This window comes from Ascidiimonas aurantiaca, from assembly GCF_037646345.1.
Classification (GTDB): Bacteria; Bacteroidota; Bacteroidia; order Flavobacteriales; family Flavobacteriaceae; genus Ascidiimonas; species Ascidiimonas aurantiaca.
In genome coordinates this window covers 38,305-62,356 of record NZ_JBBEWR010000012.1, presented here as the reverse complement: position 1 = coordinate 62,356, position 24,052 = coordinate 38,305, and the positions used below count along the sequence as shown (strand labels likewise).

19 protein-coding genes are annotated in these 24,052 nt (G+C 39.6%); 16 read left to right on the top strand and 3 right to left on the bottom strand.

What is annotated here, in order from left to right; genetic code table 11:
- Positions 1 to 19: 19 nt before the first annotated feature.
- The 6 genes from hppD to WAO84_RS12805 all read left to right on the top strand — a co-directional run bounded on the left by hppD (position 20) and on the right by WAO84_RS12805 (position 9,552).
- Entirely contained in the window at positions 20 to 1,159 is a 1,140-nt protein-coding gene (gene hppD, locus WAO84_RS12830) for a 4-hydroxyphenylpyruvate dioxygenase (protein WP_340066258.1), read from the top strand.
- A 298-nt stretch (positions 1,160 to 1,457) separates the two neighbouring features.
- Entirely contained in the window at positions 1,458 to 2,240 is a 783-nt protein-coding gene (locus WAO84_RS12825; RefSeq protein WP_422614489.1) for a DUF3108 domain-containing protein, read from the top strand.
- A 9-nt stretch (positions 2,241 to 2,249) separates the two neighbouring features.
- Positions 2,250 to 3,218, top strand: coding sequence for a tryptophan 2,3-dioxygenase family protein (locus WAO84_RS12820; RefSeq protein ID WP_340066256.1), 969 nt, complete (start codon positions 2,250 to 2,252; stop codon positions 3,216 to 3,218).
- Complete coding sequence (locus tag WAO84_RS12815; RefSeq protein WP_340066255.1) at positions 3,218 to 4,486, top strand: M23 family metallopeptidase; 1,269 nt, start codon at positions 3,218 to 3,220, stop codon at positions 4,484 to 4,486. Before WAO84_RS12820 ends, WAO84_RS12815 begins: the two co-directional genes overlap by 1 nt.
- Before the next feature lie 11 nt (positions 4,487 to 4,497).
- The gene (gene pgi / locus WAO84_RS12810; protein WP_340066254.1) at positions 4,498 to 6,144 is read left to right on the top strand and encodes a glucose-6-phosphate isomerase; all 1,647 of its coding nucleotides are present in this window, start codon (positions 4,498 to 4,500) and stop codon (positions 6,142 to 6,144) included.
- Between the two features lie 156 nt (positions 6,145 to 6,300).
- A complete protein-coding gene (locus WAO84_RS12805) occupies positions 6,301 to 9,552 on the top strand; it encodes a TonB-dependent receptor (RefSeq protein ID WP_340066253.1) in 3,252 nt (1,083 codons plus the stop codon).
- Positions 9,553 to 9,587: 35 nt separating this feature from the next.
- Here the strand turns inward: WAO84_RS12805 and WAO84_RS12800 are convergent, their stop codons facing one another.
- Entirely contained in the window at positions 9,588 to 10,349 is a 762-nt protein-coding gene (locus WAO84_RS12800) for a class I SAM-dependent methyltransferase (RefSeq protein ID WP_340066252.1), read from the bottom strand.
- Positions 10,350 to 10,401: 52 nt separating this feature from the next.
- Here WAO84_RS12800 and WAO84_RS12795 point away from each other — a divergent pair, with 52 nt between their 5' ends.
- From WAO84_RS12795 to WAO84_RS12770, 6 genes are all read left to right on the top strand, one after another.
- Entirely contained in the window at positions 10,402 to 11,166 is a 765-nt protein-coding gene (locus WAO84_RS12795) for a nucleotidyltransferase domain-containing protein (protein ID WP_340066251.1), read from the top strand.
- Positions 11,166 to 11,762 (top strand): P-loop nucleotide/nucleoside kinase family protein, encoded by a 597-nt coding sequence (locus tag WAO84_RS12790; protein WP_340066250.1) that lies wholly within the window; start codon positions 11,166 to 11,168, stop codon positions 11,760 to 11,762. The genes WAO84_RS12795 and WAO84_RS12790 overlap by 1 nt, the downstream gene beginning before the upstream one ends.
- 29 nt (positions 11,763 to 11,791) lie before the next feature.
- On the top strand, positions 11,792 to 12,982 hold the full coding sequence (locus WAO84_RS12785) for a lanthionine synthetase LanC family protein (RefSeq protein ID WP_340066248.1): 1,191 nt from the start codon (positions 11,792 to 11,794) through the stop codon (positions 12,980 to 12,982).
- Between the two features lie 90 nt (positions 12,983 to 13,072).
- Positions 13,073 to 13,513 carry a hypothetical protein gene (locus WAO84_RS12780; RefSeq protein ID WP_340066247.1) on the top strand — a complete coding sequence of 147 codons (441 nt, stop codon included), beginning with the start codon at positions 13,073 to 13,075 and terminating at the stop codon, positions 13,511 to 13,513.
- Positions 13,514 to 13,896: 383 nt separating this feature from the next.
- Entirely contained in the window at positions 13,897 to 14,145 is a 249-nt protein-coding gene (locus WAO84_RS12775) for a class I lanthipeptide (protein ID WP_340066246.1), read from the top strand.
- Positions 14,146 to 14,170: 25 nt separating this feature from the next.
- Positions 14,171 to 14,416 (top strand): hypothetical protein, encoded by a 246-nt coding sequence (locus tag WAO84_RS12770; protein ID WP_340066245.1) that lies wholly within the window; start codon positions 14,171 to 14,173, stop codon positions 14,414 to 14,416.
- Between the two features lie 64 nt (positions 14,417 to 14,480).
- On the opposite strand, the gene WAO84_RS12765 is transcribed toward WAO84_RS12770, so the two are convergent.
- A complete protein-coding gene (locus WAO84_RS12765; protein ID WP_340066244.1) occupies positions 14,481 to 15,521 on the bottom strand; it encodes an endonuclease/exonuclease/phosphatase family protein in 1,041 nt (346 codons plus the stop codon).
- Between the two features lie 85 nt (positions 15,522 to 15,606).
- On the opposite strand from WAO84_RS12765, the gene WAO84_RS12760 reads away from it, so the two are divergent.
- The 4 genes from WAO84_RS12760 to WAO84_RS12745 all read left to right on the top strand — a co-directional run bounded on the left by WAO84_RS12760 (position 15,607) and on the right by WAO84_RS12745 (position 22,420).
- The gene (locus tag WAO84_RS12760) at positions 15,607 to 18,348 is read left to right on the top strand and encodes a carboxypeptidase-like regulatory domain-containing protein (protein WP_340066243.1); all 2,742 of its coding nucleotides are present in this window, start codon (positions 15,607 to 15,609) and stop codon (positions 18,346 to 18,348) included.
- 6 nt (positions 18,349 to 18,354) lie between these two features.
- Positions 18,355 to 21,036, top strand: coding sequence for a DUF5689 domain-containing protein (locus WAO84_RS12755; protein ID WP_340066242.1), 2,682 nt, complete (start codon positions 18,355 to 18,357; stop codon positions 21,034 to 21,036).
- A 133-nt stretch (positions 21,037 to 21,169) separates the two neighbouring features.
- Positions 21,170 to 21,637 carry an ankyrin repeat domain-containing protein gene (locus WAO84_RS12750; protein WP_340066241.1) on the top strand — a complete coding sequence of 156 codons (468 nt, stop codon included), beginning with the start codon at positions 21,170 to 21,172 and terminating at the stop codon, positions 21,635 to 21,637.
- A 12-nt stretch (positions 21,638 to 21,649) separates the two neighbouring features.
- Positions 21,650 to 22,420 carry an amidohydrolase gene (locus WAO84_RS12745; RefSeq protein ID WP_340066239.1) on the top strand — a complete coding sequence of 257 codons (771 nt, stop codon included), beginning with the start codon at positions 21,650 to 21,652 and terminating at the stop codon, positions 22,418 to 22,420.
- On the opposite strand, the gene WAO84_RS12740 is transcribed toward WAO84_RS12745, so the two are convergent.
- Positions 22,407 to 24,011 carry an Ig-like domain-containing domain gene (locus tag WAO84_RS12740; RefSeq protein ID WP_340066238.1) on the bottom strand — a complete coding sequence of 535 codons (1,605 nt, stop codon included), beginning with the start codon at positions 24,009 to 24,011 and terminating at the stop codon, positions 22,407 to 22,409. The two genes, WAO84_RS12745 and WAO84_RS12740, sit on opposite strands and share 14 nt — an antisense overlap.
- Between the last annotated feature and the right edge of the window lie 41 nt (positions 24,012 to 24,052).

Below are 24,052 nucleotides of genomic sequence, written 5' to 3'. Positions count from 1 at the left end.
ATTTAAAAAATAAAACAACATGGAAACTGATAAAACCTCTTTACATCTTGAAAAAATAGTCCCTCAGGCAGAAGATTTCCTTCCTTTACTGGGAACAGATTATGTAGAGCTTTACGTGGGGAACGCTAAACAGGCGGCCCATTATTACCAAACCGCATGGGGGTTTCAGCCCCTTGCTTATGCCGGTATGGAAACCGGCCGGAAAGATAGGGTATCGTATGTATTACAACAAGATAAAATACGACTCATACTTACATCGCCATTGCAATCGGGGGGAGATATCAACCGGCATATAGAAGCACATGGAGATGGTGTGAAGTTTATAGCTCTCTGGGTAGATGACGCTGCCAAAAGCTATGAAGAAACCACAAAACGCGGTGCCGTTGGCTATATGGAACCAAAACGGCTTGAAGATGAGAATGGTGAAGTAGTATTATCTGGTATTCATACCTATGGAGAGACCATTCATATCTTTGTAGAACGTAAAAATTATAAAGGTGTTTTTATGCCGGGCTATAAACCCTGGAACCCCGAATACAAACCTGCTGAAGTTGGTTTAAAATACATAGACCATATGGTAGGTAACGTAGGTTGGGATGAAATGAACAAATGGTGCGAATTCTATGCAAACGTAATGGGTTTTGCACAGTTGGTTTCATTTGATGATAAAGATATTTCAACCGAATATACAGCGCTCATGAGTAAAGTGATGAGCAATGGGAACGGACGCATTAAATTCCCTATAAATGAACCTGCAGAGGGGCGTAAAAAATCCCAGATCGAGGAGTATATAGAGTTTTACAATGGTGCCGGAGTTCAGCATATAGCGCTGGCCACCGATAACATTATTGAAACCGTTTCCCAATTAAAAGCACGAGGTGTAGAGTTTTTATATGTGCCTGATAATTATTATGAAACTGTGCTGGATCGGGTGGGAGAAATAGATGAAGACCTCGAGCCACTTAAAGAACTCGGTATATTGATTGACAGAGATGATGAAGGCTACCTGCTTCAACTTTTTACCAAACCTGTACTTGATCGTCCTACCATGTTTTTTGAGATTATTCAAAGAAAGGGAGCGCAGTCCTTTGGAAAGGGCAATTTTAAGGCCCTTTTTGAGGCTATTGAAAGGGAACAACAATTGCGTGGAACCCTGTAAAACTTATGGAAATACTAAAGGATGTTAAAAAATGAGCCTTCTTATTAAGAACTCAGACCCCTTTGTGTTAAAGTGTGTGAAAACCTATGGAAATTATAGGTTTGTGAAGTAAATTTGTATCAACTAAAGGGGTGGTGCCCTTTAGTTTTAAGTAAAGTTTTCATAATTTAAAGTTTTGGTTGGTTAATAAAGCCCGGTGTAAAATCCGGGCTTTTTTCATTTTAATAATATCCCTTTAACAAATTCTCAAAGAATAATGTATTTGATTTTCTTATTTTTACACCAATTATGACGAATGATGAAAAAGATACTGGCCATAATCGCGTTTTTATTTAGTACGGCCTTTACTACTTACAATGCAGGCAGTACCTCTCGTTTTCAGGCTGGCGAATGGTTTAAATTCAGAGTGCATTACGGGATATTGAATGCAAGCTATGCTACCCTGGAGCTTAGGGAGGATTACTTGAACGGAAAACCTATTTACCATGTTATAGGACAAGGAAAAACCACAGGGCTCGCGAGACTCTTTTTTAAAGTAGATGATAACTACGAAAGCTACTTTGATAAACAGGATGGAAAACCCTATAAATTTATAAGGCAGATTGACGAAGGCGGATATACAAAAGACCTGGAGATCAATTTTAATCACGAAGAACGAAAAGCAGTGGTTTTTGATCGTAAAAAAAATAAAGTAACCACACTTTCAACTCCCGAAGATGTGCAGGATCTCCTTTCTGCATTTTACTATCTTAGAAACTATTACAGCCCCAGAGATCTTAAAGTAGGAGAATCGGTTAGCCTGAATATGTTGTATGATGATGATGAAACATTTGTATTCAAGCTTAAATTTATAGGCAGAGAAACCGTTCGTTCAAAGTTTGGTAAAGTAAAATGTCTTAAATTTAGGCCCTATGTACAATCTGGAAGAGTTTTTAAGGAACAGGAAAGCCTTACGCTTTGGGTTTCAGACGATATGAACCTTATTCCCATAAGAGTTAAAGCAGACCTCGCGATTGGTTCCCTTAAGGCAGATCTGGATGCCTTTAAAGGGCTCAAACACCAGTTTAGAATAAAAATGTAACCCTGTAAAATGGATATAGATCCAGGCATTGCCCAAAAAATAAATAAACTTGCTGATAAATATAAGAACTCAGGTCAGGATCTGGGTTCTTATCTGGAAGGCCTGTTGCATCAAAGGTATCTTACGTATTGGGATTATATACACCTCGATACCCTGTTAAGTCTTCAAATACCCAGAACCTATTTCCCTGATGAGGAGATCTTTATAATGTATCATCAGATCACGGAGTTGTATTTCAAGCTTATTATTCATGAACAAAAACAGATCATAGATGATAAACTTCAGGACGCTTCCTTTTTTGAAAGCCGCATCAGTCGTATAAATAATTACTACAAAGCACTTATTTCTTCTTTTGAGATCATGATCAATGGCATGGAGAAGGAACAGTTTTTGCTATACCGTATGTCTTTGCTTCCGGCCAGTGGTTTTCAGTCTGCTCAATATCGTATGATCGAGTTTTATGCAACCCCTATGCAGAATTTGCTACATCCCGCTGCCAGGGATACATTTTCAGAAAAAAACTCGCTCGAAGAGCTCTATGAAAATATTTATTGGAAAAAAGGGGCTACCAATACGAAAACAGGTGAAAAAACGTTAACCCTTAAACAGTTTGAATATAGATATACGCCACGGTTTATGCGGATTGCGAAAGAAGTTAAGTTATCTACTATTTATCATAAATACCTTCAACTTCCCGAAAAAGAAAAACGATCTGCAGAGCTTATCAAAGCGTTAAGGAAATTTGATGTAAGTGCCAACATACTCTGGCCTCTAATGCATATGGGTTCTGCATACAGATATTTGAGGAAAGAAAAAGGAAAGCTAGAGGCTACCGGAGGCACCAACTGGAAAGAATATTTGCCTCCAAGTTTTCAAAAAATCATCTTTTTTCCTGAAATTTGGACTTATAAAGAAAAAGAAGAATGGGGGAAACAATGGGTAGATCATCAATTTAACCCTGAAAAAACGAATTTTTAATGATCAGAAAGGGATTAGTTTTATGGTGTGCATTGCTGGCCGTTACCGCTTGCAAAAAAGAGCATGAAATAGAAAAAGCACCTCCGGTAAAGGTAGTGAAAAAGGCAGTACAGGAAATTGTTGAATTCGGTTTTAATCTCAACAACTATCAGGTTGAAAAAGATACCATTAAATCAGGAGACAGCTTTGGTAAAATTCTGTTGAACCATAAAGTAGATTATCCAAAAATAGCACAGATCACCTCTACCGTTCAGGATACTTTTGATGTTAGGAGAATACGTGCCGGAAAACCCTATACCATACTCAAATCAAAAGACACCTCGGCACAGGCACAGGTTTTTATCTACCAGCATGATAAGGTTAATTTTACGGTGGTAGATTTCAGAGACTCTGTGATCCAGGCATACAAACACCAAAAACCTGTGAAATTTTTAGAAAGAGAAGCTTCCGGTGTGATAACCAGCACACTTTCTGAGGCTATTTTAGAGCAGGGAATAGATTATAATGTAATTAATGAGCTTTCCAGTATTTATGCATGGACGGTCGATTTTTTCAGGCTTCAGTCCGGAGACCGTTTTAAAGTGATTTATGATGAGCTCTATATAGACGACAGTATTTATGCAGGAGCCGGACGCATTAAATCGGCCTATTTTGAGCATAATGGAAAACCTTTTTATGCTTTTAATTTTCAAACAGACTCCATAAAAGGGATCTCTGATTACTATGATGATGAAGCGAACACATTGCGAAGGGCTTTTTTAAGAGCTCCGTTAAAATTTAGCCGTATTTCATCGCGGTATTCACCCCGCAGATTTCATCCGGTACAAAAACGATGGAAAGCCCATAAAGGTACAGATTATGCAGCACCCCGGGGTACGCCTATCATGGCTACCGCCAACGGTTATATAACCAAATCAGGATATACCGCAGGAAATGGGAATTATGTAAAAATTAGACATAACGGCACCTATGAAACCCAATACCTGCATATGTCAAAACGTGCCGCCAAAGTAGGGCAATTTGTAAAGCAGGGAGATGTTATTGGGTACGTGGGAAGTACCGGCTTAGCCAGTGGCCCTCATGTTTGCTATCGGTTTTGGAAAAACGGTCGTCAGGTTGATCCTTACAAGCAAGATCTCCCTTCTGCAGAGCCTATAAAACCGGAATTAAAGCAAAAGTATTTAGAATTTATTCAGCCTTTACTTGATCAACTAGATTGCATTCCTATTTATGAAGAGCAGGAAGAATTTCTAACCGAACTAAACTAAACCCAACCTCCATGGCTCTACGTAATGTGAATCCTACAGATACTCAGGTCTGGCAAGAGCTTTGTGCTCATTTTGAAGAAATTAAGAACCTTTCAATTAAAGAAACGTTTGCTAAAGATCCCGAAAGAGCCCATCGCCTTACCACTGGCTGGAATGATTTTCTGGTAGATTACTCCAAAAACCGTGTTACAGACAAAACATTAGAACTTCTTATAAAACTTGCAGAAAGTTCAGGCCTTCAGGATGCTATAGAAAAATATTTTTCAGGAGACGTCATTAACCAAACCGAAAAGCGCGCAGTTCTGCATACTGCCCTTCGGGCTGATGAAAATGCAGATATTAGGGTAGATGGGAAAAATGTAGTTCCCGAAATAAAAGCGGTTAAAAGGCATATAAAGCGTTTTTCTGAGGAAGTGATCTCTGGCACCAGAACCGGTTTTACCAATAAAACCTTTACCCATGTGGTAAATATAGGTATAGGAGGGTCTGATCTTGGCCCTGCTATGGTTACCGAGGCCTTACAGTTTTACAAAAACCATCTTCAATTAAAGTTTATAAGTAATGTGGACGGAGACCATGTTTTAGAAACCCTTAAAACCCTCGATCCCGAAACCACACTGTTTGTTATTGTTTCCAAAACATTTACCACTCAGGAAACCCTTTCAAATGCCACTACCATAAAAAACTGGTTTTTGCAATACGCAGAGGCCAAAGATATAGAAAGGCATTTTGTAGCCGTTTCCACCAACCTTACCAAAATAAGAGAGTTTGGGATTGCAGATGAGAATGTATTTCCTATGTGGGACTGGGTTGGAGGACGATTTTCTCTTTGGAGTGCCGTAGGATTATCCATAAGCCTGGGAATAGGGTATCAAAACTTTGAAGCCCTTTTAAAAGGCGCCTGTGAAATGGATACGCACTTCAGGAAGGCTCCGTTGCGCCAAAATATTCCGGTTATTCTGGGAATGTTAACAGTTTGGTACAATAATTTCTTCGAAGCCGAAACCGAAGCCATTATTCCATACACCCAATATCTCAACAGGTTTTCAGCCTATTTGCAACAGGGTATTATGGAGAGCAACGGAAAAAGTGTTGATAGAAATGGCGCCAAAACCAATTACCAGACCGGAACCGTTATCTGGGGAGAACCCGGAACCAACTCGCAACATGCTTTTTTCCAGTTAATTCATCAGGGTACAAAACTAATTCCGGCCGATTTTATTGGCTTTGTTGAACCCCTTCATGGTGAAAAAGAACATCATACAAAATTAATGGCCAATTTCTTTGCGCAAACAGAAGCACTTTTACATGGTAAGTCTTCCGGAGAAGTGCGTAAAGAGCTTGAAGCCATCAATTTGCCGGAAAATGAAATTGCTGAATTACTTCCATTCAAGGTGTTTGATGGAAATAAGCCTACCACTACCATACTTATTAATAAACTGACACCTTTTTCATTGGGAGCACTCATTGCTTTATACGAACATAAAATTTTTGTTCAGGGCGTAATTTGGAATATTTACAGCTATGACCAATGGGGAGTAGAGCTTGGCAAACAACTGGCTTCGAAAATTTTAAAGGAAATGAAAACCGGAGATTTTACAGATCATGATGCATCTACCATAAACTTGTTAAAACATTTTAACAAAAACAGGATTTAGACCAGGAAATTGTCACTAAAATGTTAAAAAGCTGTAAAATAACTAACTGAGTTTTACAGCTTTTTTCATAAACTATGTTAAAACATTTAACATTAGCTTAATATGCATAACTACAATTAGTCCCAATTTTGCACCACAAAACAAACTAAATAACAAATGAAAGCAATTTACAATTGGTTTTTAACTGTGGTCGTAGCTTTGGTAGCTACCACTGCATTTTCACAAGGTGTTACCACATCTTCTTTAGGAGGTAAGGTGACCGACAATCAGGGTGAACCGCTACCAGGTGCAAATGTAGTAGCCATTCATACTCCTACCGGTACCACCTATGGTGCCGTAACCGATTTTGACGGTTTTTACAGGATATCCAACATGCGTGTGGGAGGTCCTTATAGAATAACCATTTCTTATATTGGTTTTAATGATTTCGTTAAAGAAGACCTTTTCTTAGCACTTGGTGAACGCGCCAGAATTAGTGCACAGATGCAGGAATCAGCTACTGCGCTGGATGAGGTAGTTATTACTGCGCAGGGTACAGGTCTTTTCAGACCTAACAAAACAGGTGCGGAAACTTCGGTATCACAAAGAGACATCCAGACATTGCCACAAACCTCACGTTCTATTGTAGATTTTGTGAGAATAACACCTCAGGCACAAATAAGGGAAGATAATGACGGATTCTCTATTTCACTTGCCGGGCAAAATAACCGATATAATGCTATTTATATAGATGGTGCCGTAAATAATGACGTTTTTGGTTTGGCAGGTTCTGGTACCAATGGAGGCCAGACCGGGGTTAACCCTTTTTCAGTTGATGCGATTGAAACTTTTCAGGTACAGTTAGCACCTTTTGATGTTAGAATTGGTGGATTCTCCGGAGGTGCCATAAACGCTATTACCCGTTCCGGTACCAACGAATGGAAAGGGTCTGCGTATGCATTCTTCCGTAATGAAAAACTGGCTGGTAAAACTCCGGAAAGCTTAACTAGTGGTGAAAGAGAAAGACTGGCAGAATTTACAGCAAACACTTATGGTGCCCGTATAGGAGGCCCTATTATTAAAGATAAATTGTTCTTCTTCTTCAACTACGAAAGAGAAGATCGGGAAGTACCGCAACCGTATGATTTTGATGCTCGTTATCAGGGAAGTTCTTCATTAGCAGAAATTCAGGCACTACGTGCATTCGTAGATAGCAGATATGGATATGATATCGGTGTTTTTGATGCTGCACAAACATTAGTAAGTGATAAGATTACAACGAGATTTGATTACAATATCAATGAAAGAAACAAGCTTATCTTAACCTATCGTTACGTAAAGGCAGATAATCTGGAGGCCAGAAACTCAAATAATAACAGAATTGGTTTTAGTAGTGGTTCTGAAACTTTTGTGAATACTACACATTCCGGATCATTGGAGTGGAACTATCAGGGAGACAATATAGCTAACAGCTTTATCTTAGGATACACCCGAGTAAGAGATGACAGAGATCCTAGCGGAGATCCGTTCCCTTCGGTAGTAATTTCAGATGGTAACAACCCTTTTTCAAATCAGGGTCTTAGGTTTGGTTCTGAACGTTTTTCAACCGCTAACCTTTTAGATCAGGATGTATTTACTATTACCAATAACTTTGAGATCTATAAAGGGGCGCATACTATTACTTTAGGTACGCACAATGAGTTTTCAAGTATTAAAAATCTGTTCTTCCCCAGTAACTTTGGTTTCTATATTTTCGATACTATAGACGATTTTGTTAATGGTGGTGCGGCTGACGTTTATGAAAAAGGATACTCTCTTGTTGGAGGGAATGCTATAGGGGACGCTTCTGCCGGGGCTGCTGAATTTGATATGTTTCAGCTAGGGCTGTACGTACAGGATGAAATTCAGTTTAACGACCGTCTTAAAGTAACTGCCGGAATTCGCTTTGATGTTCCTTTCTTTGAAAACGGAACAGCTAACGAAGACTTTAATACCAGAGGAGTAGCTTTGTTGGAAGCTGCCGGCAAAGACCTGCAGGGGGCTCGCGTAGGCCGTGGTATAAATTCAATTGTACACGTTTCGCCAAGAGTAGGTTTTAACTGGGATGTAACCGGAGACCGTAGCACTCAAATTCGCGGGGGTCTTGGTATCTTTACTTCAAGAATTCCTTTAGTATGGCCTGCTGCCACATTTAACAACAACGGGGTAACCGGTGGTTTTACCGATGAAGGTGATTTAGGGGGTAATGTAACGTTTAACCCTGATGTAAACCAGCAACCTGTTCATGTTCAACCCGGATCAGGAGGTTTGGGAGGTGATATCAACATATTTACGCCTGATTTTAAATTACCTCAGCGATTCAGAACGAACCTGGCAGTTGACCAAAAACTTCCTTTGTGGGGTCTGGTAGCCAGTGCTGATTTCATCTGGAACGATAATATTACAGACGTTTATTATCAAAACCTTAATATTGGAGGCCCTGTTGGAAACCTCGTTGGGGCCGACAACAGACCTTTTTATTCTCGTGACCGTATTGTTGACACGTATAATCGGGTTATCTTAGCTTCCAACACAAGCGCAGGTGATTCCTGGAATGTGGCTTTTACCTTAACAAAACCATTTGAAAATGGTTTCCAGGGGTCAGTTTCTTATTCTTACGGTGAAGCCAACGCTATTTTTGATGGTACCTCATCTCAAAACAGTTCGCAGTGGAGAAACATCCAAACCGTAAACGGTAAAAACTCTGATCTTCCTGTTACCCGTTCAGACTTTAATCAGGGTCACAGGATCACTTCAAACATCTCTTATGAGTTTAAGTGGACAGAAACGATCAAGTCAACCATTGGTCTTTTCTATGAAGGATCTCAAAACGCACCCTATTCCTTTATCTATAGAGAAGGGAGAGATCTTTTAGGGGACGATTCAAGAGATAACGCTCTTATTTATATACCACGTGACCAGAGTGAAATAAACCTGGTAGATATCGTGGAAGACGGTAATGTAGTATTTACTGCAGATCAGCAGTGGCAGGCTCTTAATGAGTTTATTGAAGGTAATGATTACCTTAACGGAAGAAGAGGCGAGTACGCCGAGCGTAACGGGGTACAGGGACCCTGGAACCACATTATAGACCTTCGTTTTGCTCAGGATTTCGGTATTAAAGTGGGTAACAAGACACATACGCTTCAGTTAACTGCTGATATCTTTAACTTTACAAACTTCATCAATAAAGACTGGGGTAAAAGAAGATTTGTTCCCGGAAATGAGGTTTCTCTTATCGAAACCAGATCCGGAGGGCCTAACCCAACTTTCTCATTTGACCCGAGAAGATTTGACCGTTTGGAAGATGGATTCATCGATCTTGATGACCGTGACATTGCCAGCTCAAGATGGCAAATGCAATTTGGCGTAAGATATATCTTCGACTAAGAAGTTTATTTATAAAACTTAAAAAACCCATCCTGTCAGGATGGGTTTTTTGTTTTTACTGCCAGCAGGAATATCTTGGCATAATCAAAAACCTGTTCCGCATTCTTACTTTTAGCATGAGCGATCCGGTCGAGTCCCCTTTTATATACATCATCGTCCACCACATCCAGTTGAGAATAATTGCGCAGGGAGGCCTCTTCCTGCACATAGGATAGAGAAACTTCCTTTACCGTAGCATGTATATCCAAATACGTTTTGAAACCTTTGGCTTTTGAGAAAAAAGCATACAATGCTTCCTTGCCAAGAAAACGTTCTTTATCTCTTTCAAATGCCTGAGGAAAATAATGATATATCCATGAGTTTTTCATATAGGGAGGGTAAATACTGTTAATAGCAAAATGTCCGTATGGTTTTAAGCAGCGTTTTACATGATCAAAAGCCGTGGTTTTATCTATAAAATGATGATAGGCATGGTTGCATACTATGTAGTCAAAAAAAGAATCTTCAAAAGGCAACTCTTCTGCGGCAACATTGGTAAAATGTACACTCTGAAGCTTGTTTTTAGCTACTTGTAACATTTCGGCAGACTTATCGATCCCGTACCATTCAATTTGCTCTTTGGCAAAGCTTTCTTTTTGTCTGGCCAGGTAATTACCGGTGCCGCATCCCAGATCTAATATACGTATGGGGTTTTTGGTACTGGTTAAAAGCTCTATGATAGGGTCTTTATTGATTATATGCCGCTTTGAAGAGGCATCGTAGGTAGCTGCAATTTTTGCATAATTTGTATTTTTCATAAGATTTTATGTCACTTGAATACCGTAAATTTACCAAAATTAAATACTATTAATGGTACACGATACGACGGTTTCTGAAACTATTAACAGAATTATTTATGCTTTTGAAAAAAAGGAAGCAGTGCTGGGGATTTTACTGGTGGGAAGTTATGCATATGGGAACGCTAAAGAAGACTCCGATATAGATATTCGGATCATTTATGGAGCCTCAACAGTTAAAAGGGATAAAGGCCTTTTAAATATTAACGGTTATATGGTTTCTTACCTGGGAAACCCTATAACGGAAACCTACCAGTTGTTTTATGAACAGCTAAAAATGCACTCCCGTTTTCAGGCCCGTATGATAGCCAGAGGTAAAATTCTATTAGATAAAACCGGAGAAATAGCGCACTTACAGAGAGAAGCGCAGGTATATATGGAGCGTGACTTCCCTCTGCCGTCTCAAAGTGCTATGCAAATGGAGGTATATGATCTCTGGAAATATAAAGAAGAACTGCTAAAAGAGCATCCTTCCGGGTATCCTGTGATGATGTATTATTATCTGTTCCTTCAAAAAGCCTTTAACTGGTACAGTAAATTTTTGGGTAAAGAATGTGTTTTTCAACATACTTTTTTCAAGCTACATACGTATTTGTCTGATCCAGGTTTTAGGGAGCGGTTTGTGATAGATGAATTTCCCGATACTCATTTTGGGAGTTTATTTCTGGAAGCCATGCAAAGTGATGAACGCACCATTAAGCATTTTACAGAGAGAATATGGGATTGTATAGACGGTTGTGCAAATGTTAATTTCGAAAGCTTGTTAATAGAAGAATAATGGCAAAATTAATAATGATATGCGGATTGCCGGGTACCGGAAAAACTACGATAGCCCGGCAAATAGTTAGCAAAAATCACAGTTATGTGGTTCATAGCCTGGATGAGGTTAGAAAAGACCTGGGCTTTACAGCGTATGATGAAAAAAGGAATTTCCTCGCTTTTATAGAGTTTAATTATCGTATGGTAGCATCCTTAAAAAAAGGAAGTAACGTAATAGCCGACACTAATTTTACCACAGAACAACTACGCAGAGAAATATATGAAATTGCAAAGTACTATCAATTTGAATTTATGGTTGTCGAGTGCATTTCAAATGATCAAATTGCAAAAGAAAGAATACAACGCAGAGGGGTAAATTATGCCTTAATGCCCCAATATACAGAAACGAATGTTCCGGCGGTTTTCGATCGCCTCAAAGCAAGATGGGAGCCTATTGATGTGGAGTTTCTGAAAAAAAATAGTTTTGGTTTTTTACGCCTGGATACCGAAAATAAACAGGTATTAAAACAAGTGGATCCGGTATTTGATGTTTTTCAAACCATGAATGAAGAGAGTTCAAAATTAGTAATAAATGTACCGGAAGATCTTATTTAAAACGCCTCCGGAAATCAGTTTCAAAACACATGTACAGTTTTTCAGATCAGATCCATTCGCAGTTAGACATGATCTCGTCTTTTATGAGACGGTATGATAATACCCTATATACCGTTAACGGAGGGTTACCGGGAGAGATTCTTTTTTATTTCTACTACCATGATCTTACCAAAGATGAACAATATCTTGATACGGCTATTGAGAAGCTTGAAAAATACTATGATATTTTAGAACAGGAAACCCTGGAAAGCAGTTTGTACTCCTCGGGTATTGCCGGAATAGGCTGGTTCCTGGAACACATATCCCGATTTGTTGAAATTGATAATGCTTTTAACGATCCGGAAATAGATCACATCCTAACAGAAAATATAAGACTTACTCTTAAAAAAGGGAATTACGAGTTTTTTTATGGAGTAGCAGGTATGCTGTTGTATTGTTTAAGCAGAAAGAATAGTGTCGATTTTAAAGGTGTTATAGCCGAAGCTATAGACTTCCTCTATGATCATACAGTAGCAGCAAATGACCCCTATCGTTTTTTTATGGAAAATGACAAAGAGCATCAAAATGCCAGTATTAATCTGGGGGTATCGCATGGTGTCTTTGGCCTGGTAGCTGTGTTAACCAAAGCATACCAAAAACAGATTAACGTTCCCAAATGTAAGGAGATCATTTATCTCGTTGTTCAACTGGCTCTAAAAAACCGCCTGGATTCCAGAAAGCATAATTGTTTTTTTCCAAATAGAATTATATTCGACAAAACGGTACCGGTAACAGGTTCCAAGTTATCCTGGTGTTATGGAGATCTGGGTATTCTGGCAGTACTTCTTAATACATCGAAGGCTTTAAAGGATGATGCTTTGGAAGATGAAACCCTACGAATGCTCAGGTACAATTCACATCGTAAAAATCTGGAAGACAATGCTGTGAGAGATGTCTGGATGTGCCACGGCACTTCCGGAATAGCTCATATTTTTAATAGATTGTACCGAACCACCGCTATGGACGATTTTAAATTTGCATCCAATTACTGGTATCAAATTACCTTGCAAAACATTAGTAAAGGCCACTTTCAGATCTCCGGTTCCGGAACACATTCGGGAGCATTTGAGAGGAGAGATCTTACCGGGTTTTTACTGGGACATGCCGGTTTGGGCCTCTCCCTTATGGGTGCCATTGCACCTTTTGATCCTGAATGGGATGAGATGTTGTTACTTTCGTAGAGAGGTAAACGGCGGTTTCCATAATCATAAACCCACTATTTTATTCTGATATTCCTTATTTTTGCGTAAAACCTTTTAATCACTTTCTATATGTACGAAGCTATACAAGTATTACATTCCTACTGGGCCTATCTGGCTCTGTTAGTAATATTGTTTGCCGGTATAAATGCCCTTATGGGATATGCCGGAAACAGAGATTTTAAAAACAAGGACTTGCGAATAAGCCTTTTTGCGCTTATTTTTTCCCATATACAACTGCTCATAGGGCTGGTTCTGTATTTCATTTCCGAGCGCTTTTCTTTATGGAGTGAATTGGGGATGGGAGGTATCATGAAAAACGCAGAAGCAAGGTTACTACTGGTAGAGCATCCGTTAACCAATTTAATAGCCATTACGCTTATTACTATAGGGTGGTCTAAACATAAAAAGCAGGTGACAGGCAAAGGTAAATTTGGGAAAATAGCCATCTTTTACTTAATAGGTTTACTTTTAATTATAAGCCGTATTCCTTATAATAACTGGTTTAGCTAAACATACTTTTCTCTTATATAAAGGCGCTGAAAGCGCCTTTTTTTATGGCCGTTTATCCTGATTTCCTGAACAATCTGTTTTAAGTTAGAATCAGGTATTCCTGTAAAGATAGATCTTAAAGCTTCTACAAAATCAAAGAGTTCCGAATAGCAATGTTAACTTTAGGTAATCTTTTTCATACGAAAAAAACTTTTATAAAAATATTAAGAAAAAGAATATTTTGAAAGCTTTACTTTTGACAATGAAAGTAAGATAATTATTATTTTGTTAACAGGATAATGCTATTTACTTTTCCAGTGCCTGTTAGTAATAATAGACGTTTGAATGATAATGAACAGAGTACCGTATATGAAAATATAATTTTAAATCTAAATATTTACACTATGAAAAAGAGAACCGTAAGAAATCTTAATCTTAACAAAAAGTTTATTGCCAAACTTGACAATAAGCGAAGCCAGGGCATAAAAGGAGGAAATACACAGCCCCATCAAACTTGTGAAGACACCTGTGAAATAAACTGTGTTCCGGATACCGTAGTACCTTCCTGTGAGACCTGTTTTACCGATTGTGCCAATCGTTGTGGCGGTGGCGGCGGCGATACCGGGATTTTTGGATGGATAAGTTGCAGTTAAACCTATAATCTCTAAAAAAAATAGTATGAAAAAGAGAACCGTAAGAAGTTTACATCTCAAAAAAATATCAATTGCCAGTTTTAGCAATCAGCGGGCAGTTAAAGGAGGAAATAATTCTAATGACACTTTATGTGACACCTGTGAGATAAACTGTATTCCTGATACAGTGGTACCTTCCTGTGAGACCTGTTTTACTGAATGTGCCAATCGCTGTGGCGGTGGCGGCAGTGGTGCCGATACGGGACGCTTAGGCAGGACAACCTGTAGCTAGATCTAGGTACAAATAAGTTAAGCTCCTTACCAAAAGCCATTCTCTAAGAGTGGCTTTTTTATGTTTATATGGGCTTTAATAAAAACATATAAATGGGAAAATGGTCACTGTAACCCCCTCTGTACCGCCCTCCCTCATACGTTCGTAACGGGTATCCTTTATACGGGCCCGAGGGTACGGTAAGGTATGAGGGGTTATAAATGCCCGATTTCCAGTATCGTAGAGAACTACCTGTAGTGTCTAATAATGATGATGTGAAAAAAAACTGGTCAAATAAATTCCATCGATCCCGGTAAGCCAATGAACCTGCCCCATGTTTTCTCAATAACATTTCCATGGGGTTATACAATAGGCTGGCGGAATCGGTTTTGATACCTTTTGTTCTGAGCACCCTTTTAAAGCTGGCATCTGTGGGGTCATCATTAAAATCTCCCATACTTATGATTTTTGCTTCAGGATGTATTTGTTGCAAAGAGTCAATGATCTGTTTATTCAAAAGAGCTGCTTTTAACCGTTTGTGTTCACTCTTGGAAGTACCGCCTCTTCTGGAGGGCCAGTGATTAACGATAAAATGTATTTCTTCACCATCCATAAAACCGGAAACCAGTAACTGGTCGCGCGTATATTCCCGTTCATTAAATTCATTTTTTAATAGTAGGGGGAGCGAGGTGTAAGAAACGGGTGTAAATACAGAGGTTTTATATAATAATGCTACATCAACCCCTCTTCTATCGGGAGAGTCAAAATGAATAATACCGTAAGAAAGTGAATTAATTGGGGGTGTACTGAGAAGGTCTTGCAATACATCACGGTTCTCTATTTCTACCAGCCCAATAATATCCGGTGCAGTACCAGATACTTTTCTGCCTATATCCCAGAGAACTTTGGAAGTATTCATCAATTTGTTTTGATAACGCTTCCCTGTCCAGCGGTCTTTGCCCAATGGTGTACGGTCATCATCAAAAGTATCTGGGTTGTTAATGGTATCAAACAGATTTTCAACATTGTAGAAAGCAATGGTGCGAAGTTTGTATTGTTTTTTATCCTGAGAGAACACAAAAAAGGGCCAACAGAAGAAAACGAAAAGAAAGTATTTTAGTATCATATAAAGTAATCTTAATCTTATTTTTTTATAAAAATAATACTTTCAAAAAAAGCATTTTTAGTATATTCGGACTTTTTATTTTAAAATGAAAAGATACTTTTTATCCCTAATCATCACCCTGTGCAGTTGTTTTATTTGGGCTCAAAATGGATCGGGAATACGAGGAAAAATACTGGAGTTACAAACCGAAAAAGCAGTGGTATCTGCTGAGGTTGCCCTGGAAGGCTTAAATGTAAAAGCCACTACTGCGAGTGACGGTACATTTATATTGGCTACAGTTCCTTCGGGAAAACATATTCTAAAAATAACGGTTCAGGGTTTTCGTGAACAGCGAATCCCTGTTTCAAAAATACCAGGGAAAACACTGGACCTGGGCATACTTTTTCTTGAGAAAGATCTTTCCAGTGAGCAGATAGATGCCCTTATCACACTTACAGAAAATGATTTGTCAGATGATAGTGGTTCTGATGGTATTTATGGTTTATTACAGGCTACGAGAGATATCTATCTTATCAGAGCCGCTTTTGATTTTAGTCAGGTATTCTTTCGGATAAGGAATTATGGCGGCAGAGAAGCGACTGTTTTGCTTAACGGGCTTCCTATGAACGAGTTTTTTAACGGAAGGCCACAATGGAACAACTGGGGCGGTCTTAACGACATTACCAGAAACCAGGAATTTACCAATGCCCTGACCCCTTCTTCTATGTCATTCGGGAGTTTATTAGGAGTAACCAATATTAACCTGAGAGCGGGTTCTTACCGCCCCGGAATGCGGTTTTCTTCTTCCGCGTCCAATCGCACCTACGCGGGGAGGGCGATGGCAACATACCATTCTGGTATGAAGCCTTCCGGACTCGCATACAGTGTTTCTGCCTCAGGCCGTTGGGCGGAAAACGGTTTTATAGAAGGTACTCCCTATGATGCATATTCGCTATTTATTGGCCTTGAATTTAAACCATGGGAGCACAGTAGCTTTACACTTAATGGTATTCTTGCTTCTAGTAGAAGGGGGCAGAGTACAGCTATTACAGAGGAGGTTTTTCAATTAGTGGGGCGACAATACAATCCGCATTGGGGGAAACAGTCGGGAGAGGTGAGAAATTCCAGAATACGAACCATTGAAGAGCCTATTGTAATTGCTAATTATTTTTATGAAACTGAAAAACTGAATATTAATGTGGGGGTTACCTGGCAAACGGGAAAGTTTGGGAGAACACGACTTGCTCACTTCAATGCACCCAACCCAAGCCCGGTTTATTTTCGATACTTACCCAGTAATTACATAAACAGCGGCTCCGGTAATTTTGAAAATGCAAACCTTGCGAAAGAACGTTTTCAAAGAGATCCTCAGCTCAATTGGGATATTTTATATCAGGCTAATGAGGCCCCGTCATTAAATGGCAAAAGTGTTTATCTGGTGCAGGAAGATCGTACAGATGATTCAGTATTGACTGCTCAGGTTCTGGGAAATCTCAATATCTCTCAAAACCTGCGTATAGATGCCGGGATTACCTATCGCAGTCTGGAGTCAGACAACTATGCGAGAATTGATGATTTGCTGGGAGCCTCCTATCATGAAGATATAGATCCTTTTACAGATACACGAAATGACCTCAATGGAAAGATCAATAAAACTGTTGGAAATCGTTTCAATTACAACTATATATTATATGCCAAAGAATGGAATATGTTTGTGCAAAGTATTTTTACTGTAAAAAAATGGGAAGCTTTTTTATCGGCCTCCTTATCAGCTACTCATTACCAGAGAGAAGGTCTTTTTTTAAATGAGTTGTTTTCTGAAAATTCGCTAGGTGAAAGTGAGCAACTCACTTTTTCCAATGCCGGATTTAAGGGAGGGGTAACCTACCGTATTAACTCACGCAATGCCCTAAGTCTTAATGCTGCGTATTTACAAAGAGCTCCACTGTTGCAAAATATATTTATAAATCCAAGAGAAAATAACGAGGCAGTGCCAGATCTTACCAGTGAAAGTATCTCGTCTGGTGATATAACATATTTTTTGAGATGGCCACAGCTTAAAGGGAGAATTACGGGCTATTATACAAATTTTAAAAACCAGACCGATGTTAGTTTTTTCTTTGTAAATACCGGTTTAGGGAGTGATTTTGTTCAGGAAGTAACCTCAGGGATACACACATTACACTATGGAACAGAATTGGGCCTGGAATATCAATTCTCCCCCGATGTGACCTTTACCGCAGCGGCATCTTTAGGAAAGGCGTATTATACAGATACGGCCAATGTTGCTATTAATTTCGATACTTCGGGAGATCCGGATGAGCTTATTAATCCTGAGGGAAGGGTTGATTTGGGTAAGGCAGATATTAAAGGCTACAGGCTCCCTTCAGGCCCGCAATCTGCTTTTTCTCTGGGAATAGAATACAGAGCTCCTGAGTTCTGGTGGATAGCCACTACAGCAAACTTTTTAACCGAAAACTATATAAGTATTTCTAACATAGCACGTACACAAAGTTTTCTAATAAATCCCGAAACGGAAGAGCCCTTTCCTGAGGCTACACCAGATGCGGTACAAAGACTTTTAAAGCAGGAGCAACTGGACCCCGTGTATCTTTTAAATGTAGTAGGAGGAAAATCCTGGAGATTAAAAAAAGGGTTTATCAGTTTTTTTGCCAGTATAAGTAACCTTTTTGATCTTACTTATAGAACCGGCGGATTTGAGCAAAATAGAAATGGCAATTTTGGGCAATTTACGGCAGACCTTTCCAGAGGGAATCCCTCTTTTGGCCCCAGATACTGGTTTGGGTTTGGGAGAACGTTTTTTGCTAACCTGGCATATAATTTTTGATTGGACGTGAAAAACAATCTTTTTTATATACAACCTTTTGTTTGGCTGGTACTGCTTGTGTGCCAGTCTTGTGTAGAAGATGAATTCAAACCGCCCTCCCGGCTTTGCGGAGAAGACCTCCCACAGGTAAATGCCACCATTGAGCAGATAAAAGGGTTATATCGGGGAGAAATTGTACGCATCCAGGAAGATTTGGTAATTGACGGATATGTTACATCGACCGATAAAGCCGGAAATTTTTTCGGGACTCTTCACTTTCAGGATAGTCCGGTGGCACCTTCGCAAGGCTTTCAAATAGAAATTGATTTAAGAGATATGCATCTTTTTTTTGATAAGGGCCAAAAAGTAACTCTAAAGCTTAAAGGTTTGTATCTAGGACAAAGCGGAGGAATACACAAGCTGGGAGGGCTGTTCCCAAATGCAGGAGGGAGCCTTTCCATTGGAAGATTACCGGCAACTCTGGTTCACGAACATGTTTTTGCTTCTTGTGAAGATATAGCCGCTATAACGCCTACAATCACTCCTGTTGAAGAACTTGACGATACTATGTTAAACACATTGGTAACCGTGACCGGAGTTGAGGTGTCTCCGGAAGCACTTTGTCTGCCTTTTGCAGAACCTAAGGAAAGCAGTGAAAGACCTTTTCAAAGTTGTGAAGGAGGACAGATAACTCTGGTAAATAGTGGTTTTTCAGATTTTCAGTCGGCACCTATGCCTACGGGTAGTGGCTCTGTTACCGGAGTGTTGGGAAAATCAGGATCAAGGTATCAACTTACCATTAGAGACCTTCAGGATATTAACTTTGAAGCAGTACGCTGTGATGGTTTAGAGTTTACCTGTGAACCTCCTGCCCCTACCACTACCATACAGGCAATTAAAAACACGTATTCAGGTTCACTTACACCATTGGAAAATGATAAAATTATTCAGGCTACAGTGGTTGCCAGTGACTCCACACAAAACGTTTCAAGAGCCATTTATATACAGGATAGTACGGGAGGGATAAGGCTGGAACTGGATGGGACAAGACTTTATACCAAAAACTATAACAGGGGGAGAATACTCACTTTAAAAACCCATGGTTTATCTCTGGCCCGTGAAGATGGAGAATGGAAAATAGGCAGGGCATTTAATGACAGATTGGAACCAATACGGGAAGAAGATCTTTACAGATACATTTACAAAGAAGATTCTATTGCAGTGCCCAGGGCCAAGATCACCCAACTAACTTCTTTAAACGAAAGCGATATTGGTAGTTTGGTGACCCTTCAAAATGTACAATTCTTTGAAGAAAATAAAACCTTTGTGATCTCAAATTCAGATACTTTTTCAACGCTTACCGACTGTGAAGGACGCAGAATACAGTTGCGAACCAATAGGTCAGCCAGTTTTGGAGATAAAGTACAACCCTCCGGTAATGGCGATATCACCGGAATTCTATCCATGCCTGACGGGGAGTATCAGCTTATGATACGTGACCAGCAGGATACCGAACATATGACAGGTGACCGTTGTAACATTTTTGAACAGGCGTCTCTTTGGGAAATACGTACGGTTAGAGATCTACTTTCCGGAGAAAACTTTCAAATAGCAGATAACATAAAAATACGAGGGGTTGTTATCTCAGATAAAGACTCAGGGCACCTTCCTGCCAATCAGCTTGTCATTCAGGATAATACGGCAGGCATATTACTGTCATTTTCTTCGCTTCAAGAAGTGCCTGCAGGTACAATGGTTGAGGTAGCCTTAATAGATACTTTTCTTACACAAGGAAATAGCGTTCTAACCATTAATGGCCTGGGTAATTCTAATATCTTATCACGAGAATCCGGAGACATCCCCGAACCCAAGCCGATGACATTTGCTCAGGTTTTAAAGGGTATGTACGAAAGTGAGTTGGTTGTTTTTAATGATGTTCAATTCAATGCTTCGTCTGGTACTTTCCTTGAAATGGAGTTTATTACCAATTGTAATGGCGAATTACCATTTTGGATGAACCCGGAAGCTACTTTTGCGAATGATGAAATACCACCCGGTAAGGGTAAAATTACAGGCATTATGACTTTTTTGAACAAACCTGGTCTTATGATAAGGGGTCCTGAAGACATCAATTTTACAGGTGTTTACAGAGTATGTTTTGTAAATGAATCTGTCAATGTGATCATTTCAGAACTGGCAGACCCTAATAATGAACCCGGGGCCCGGTTTGTGGAGCTTTATAATGCAGGAGATATTGATGTGGATTTGGAAGGATGGCAATTACTGAGATATACTAATGCCAGTACAGAGGTTAGTTCTGTACTGGATCTTTCAGGATATCGTATAAGTGCCGGTAGTACGCTTGTGTTGTCTCCAAATGCCGAGATTTTTGAAAGTGTTTACGGTTTTCCGCCCGATGTTGTATCGGGAGCCAACGGGCCCGCAGACTCTAACGGAGATGACAACCTGGTGCTGGTTGATGGTAATGGGAACACGGTAGATATTTTTGGCGTAGTGGGTGAAGACGGTTCCGGCACCAATCACGAGTTTGAAGATGGACGGGCGGTTAGGAGTATGGTTATTACCGAAGGCCGTAGTTCCTATGATTTTTCTGAATGGACTTTATACAATGATACGGGAGGTGCGGGAACGATCAATATGCCTCAGAATGCTCCCCAAGACTTTACACCCGGCAGGCGTGAGGAATGATTTGCTTTATGGGGCATTTCCCGGTTTGATATCATTAAAAAAAGCTGAAAAAAAGGAATAAATTCAGTAATTTCGGGCGGAAATCCTTAAAAAAGGATCCGCCCGAAACGTTTTAATTAAAAACTTAAAGGCTATGCAACAATTTTTTAATGCCATACGAGATGGCGATGCCCGGCTGGTTAAGGAAATACTTGACAAACAGCCCGAGCTTGCCAACACCCAGGATGAGAGAGGCTCTACACCGCTTATTCTCGCTACATATTACGACCGCTCAGAGGTAGTAGATGTTCTTTTGGAGCATAAGGCCGATATAAATGGGAAAGATGCTTCCGGTAATACGGCATTAATGGGTATTTGTTTCAAAGGTTTTGAAGGTATGGCAGCAAAGCTTATTGAGAAAGGCGCAGATGTAAATGCTGTAAATTATAACGATGCTACGGCATTGATCTATGCGGTTACTTTTGCTCATAAGAACATTATACATTTACTCTTAGATGCAGGTGCAGACATATCTCTTCGGGATGCCCGCGGAAATACGGCTGCCATGCATGCTAAAATGCAGGGGCTGGATGAAATAGCAAACTTGCTGGATAACCGCTAAACAGAAATTCTTATGGAGTCACTCAGGGTTACACTGGTTCAAACCGAGTTGTTTTGGGAAGATAAAAACGCCAATCTTCAAAATTTTACAAAAATACTGGAAGGATTAACCGATGCCACAGATCTTGTAGTACTTCCCGAGATGTTTAACAGTGGTTTTACCATGCGTCCCGAACGTGTAGCAGAAACCGAAAAGGGCCATACGGTAACCTGGTTAAAAACCATGGCAGGAAAGCTTCAGGCGGCTATTACCGGTAGTTTGGTAATTGAAGAGAACAGTAACTATTACAACAGGCTTTTTTTTGTTTTTCCAGATGGTAGCTTTCAAACTTATGATAAGAAGCATACGTTTACTCTGGCCGGAGAACACAAGGCATACGCATCTGGTAAAGAACGTTTGCTGGTTACGTATAAAGACTGGAAGATATGTCCGTTAATATGCTATGACCTTCGTTTTCCGGTATGGGCGCGAAATACTCAGGAATACGATTTGTTACTATACGTGGCCAACTGGCCCCAGCCCCGAATACTGGCATGGGATGCCCTTTTAAAAGCAAGGGCCATAGAGAATATGGCCTATTGTATAGGCGTTAACCGTATTGGGAAAGATGTTAATCAAAATATATATTCAGGCCATTCTGCTGCCTATGATGTTCTGGGAAATACTCTTTTCTTTTCTGAAAAAGAAGCAGCAGCTACGGTTACGCTAAAGAAAGAACATATTGGCTATTATCGTGATAAACTGAAATTTTTACAGGATAGAGATAATTTTATTCTAAAGTAAAGGTTTGCTGTAGCTCCCAGTTGGCACGCAACTCAACCGCTCCCGGAAAATAGCTGATACGTTCCGGTTGCTGTTTTAACAGATAATTCCCGGTGTCCCACTTTCCGTTTTTGTTAGTATCAAAAATAACTCTGATAAAGTATTCTCCCGGATCTAAATATCTAAATTCATGGCTCTCTTTAGGCGCTTCCACATATTTTTCTACCGTCACTTCTCCTTTGTCGTTAGTTAGTTGTATGAGTATAGGATATGAAGTTACGTTCCGTAATTTCAGGTTAATGGTTCCTAGATCAGCAAAGCTTTTAGTGGTAAGAGGGTAATTAAGAGTATCGTTTACATTACCAAACATATCGGTCAAGGCCCCCGGGAAAAGCTGCATTAAATATCTTTTTTGAGGTTCGGTATCCCAGGAAACCGAAATTGTATTTTTGAGTGTGTCGAGGGAGGTGGTAAAAGCGATTGCGGTAGAATCGCCATCCATAAGTGTTATTTTCTCCTGGTTGGTAGCTGCTAAAGGTATATTGGCAGATAAAGTAAAAGGTTTGGTAAATGACAGTTCTCGTGTTACCGGAGAGATCGTAAGTGAATCGGCATACAGGTCTTTCATCTTTACACTTAAGGTATCTGTAAACTCATTGTTCACTACTCTAAAAACCAGTGAGTCGGCTTCAAAAGGAGTAAACCAGTAATTAATGGTGTCTTTAACAGGATCTTTTAAGGTTCGGTACGTATAGTCTTCCGGCACCTGGGTAAGCATTTGTATATCCATAAACTCTCCCATACCCTCATAACCAAAAATAATTCGGTTTTTGGCCGCATGTATCGGTTTGTAAATAGCGTAATTAGTAACCTCTTTAAAAAGTTTTAAAGTATATACAGAATCTGTAGGGACCGTAATGAACTCTTCTAAAAAGGCAATCTTATCTGTTTTTTGATCAAAAAGATTGTTTTTGCCAATATCTTTTAAGGCTACCAGCATATAAGTGCCTTCCCTAAGATTGGAGAGTTCAAAAGCAGTGAGACTGTCCAGTGTATTGGTAATATATTTTGGGGTTTTAGTGTATATAATTGAATCGGTAAATGTAGAATCTACTTCATATAACATTACAGAGACAAAATTTTCTGATTTCCTGTTCAGTGCATCTGTTATATTTCCTGATACGGATAACGAATCGATCTCATTTCCGGTTGAAAAAACATACTTAAAAAAGGGTAATGGGTTCTCCTCGTTATTATCAACAATACTCTGGCCAAAATTAAACACATAGGTTGTATTGGGGTAAAGAGAATCTTTTATGATGATCTCAATTTTTTTTGAAGCACTTCCCTGAGGCCGTATTTCAGGTATCGTATTGGGAGGGGGAGAAATAATAAGTTGTTTTTGGAGGTCTTTTATCTTCACAAACTCATCAAAACTAAGGCGTATTTTTTTAGTGTTAAAGTTGGTGGAATTTAACTCGGGGGAAGCTTTTAGAAGCACTGGCGGGGTCATGTCTTTTTCCCCTCCGGAAGGAGAGCCTCTACGTGCGCAATTAACAATTGTAGCCAGAATTATGACACAAACTACGGTTTTGAATACTAATTTCTTCATAAAGACCCCAACGTTGATGTGCAAAATAACAATTATTTTTA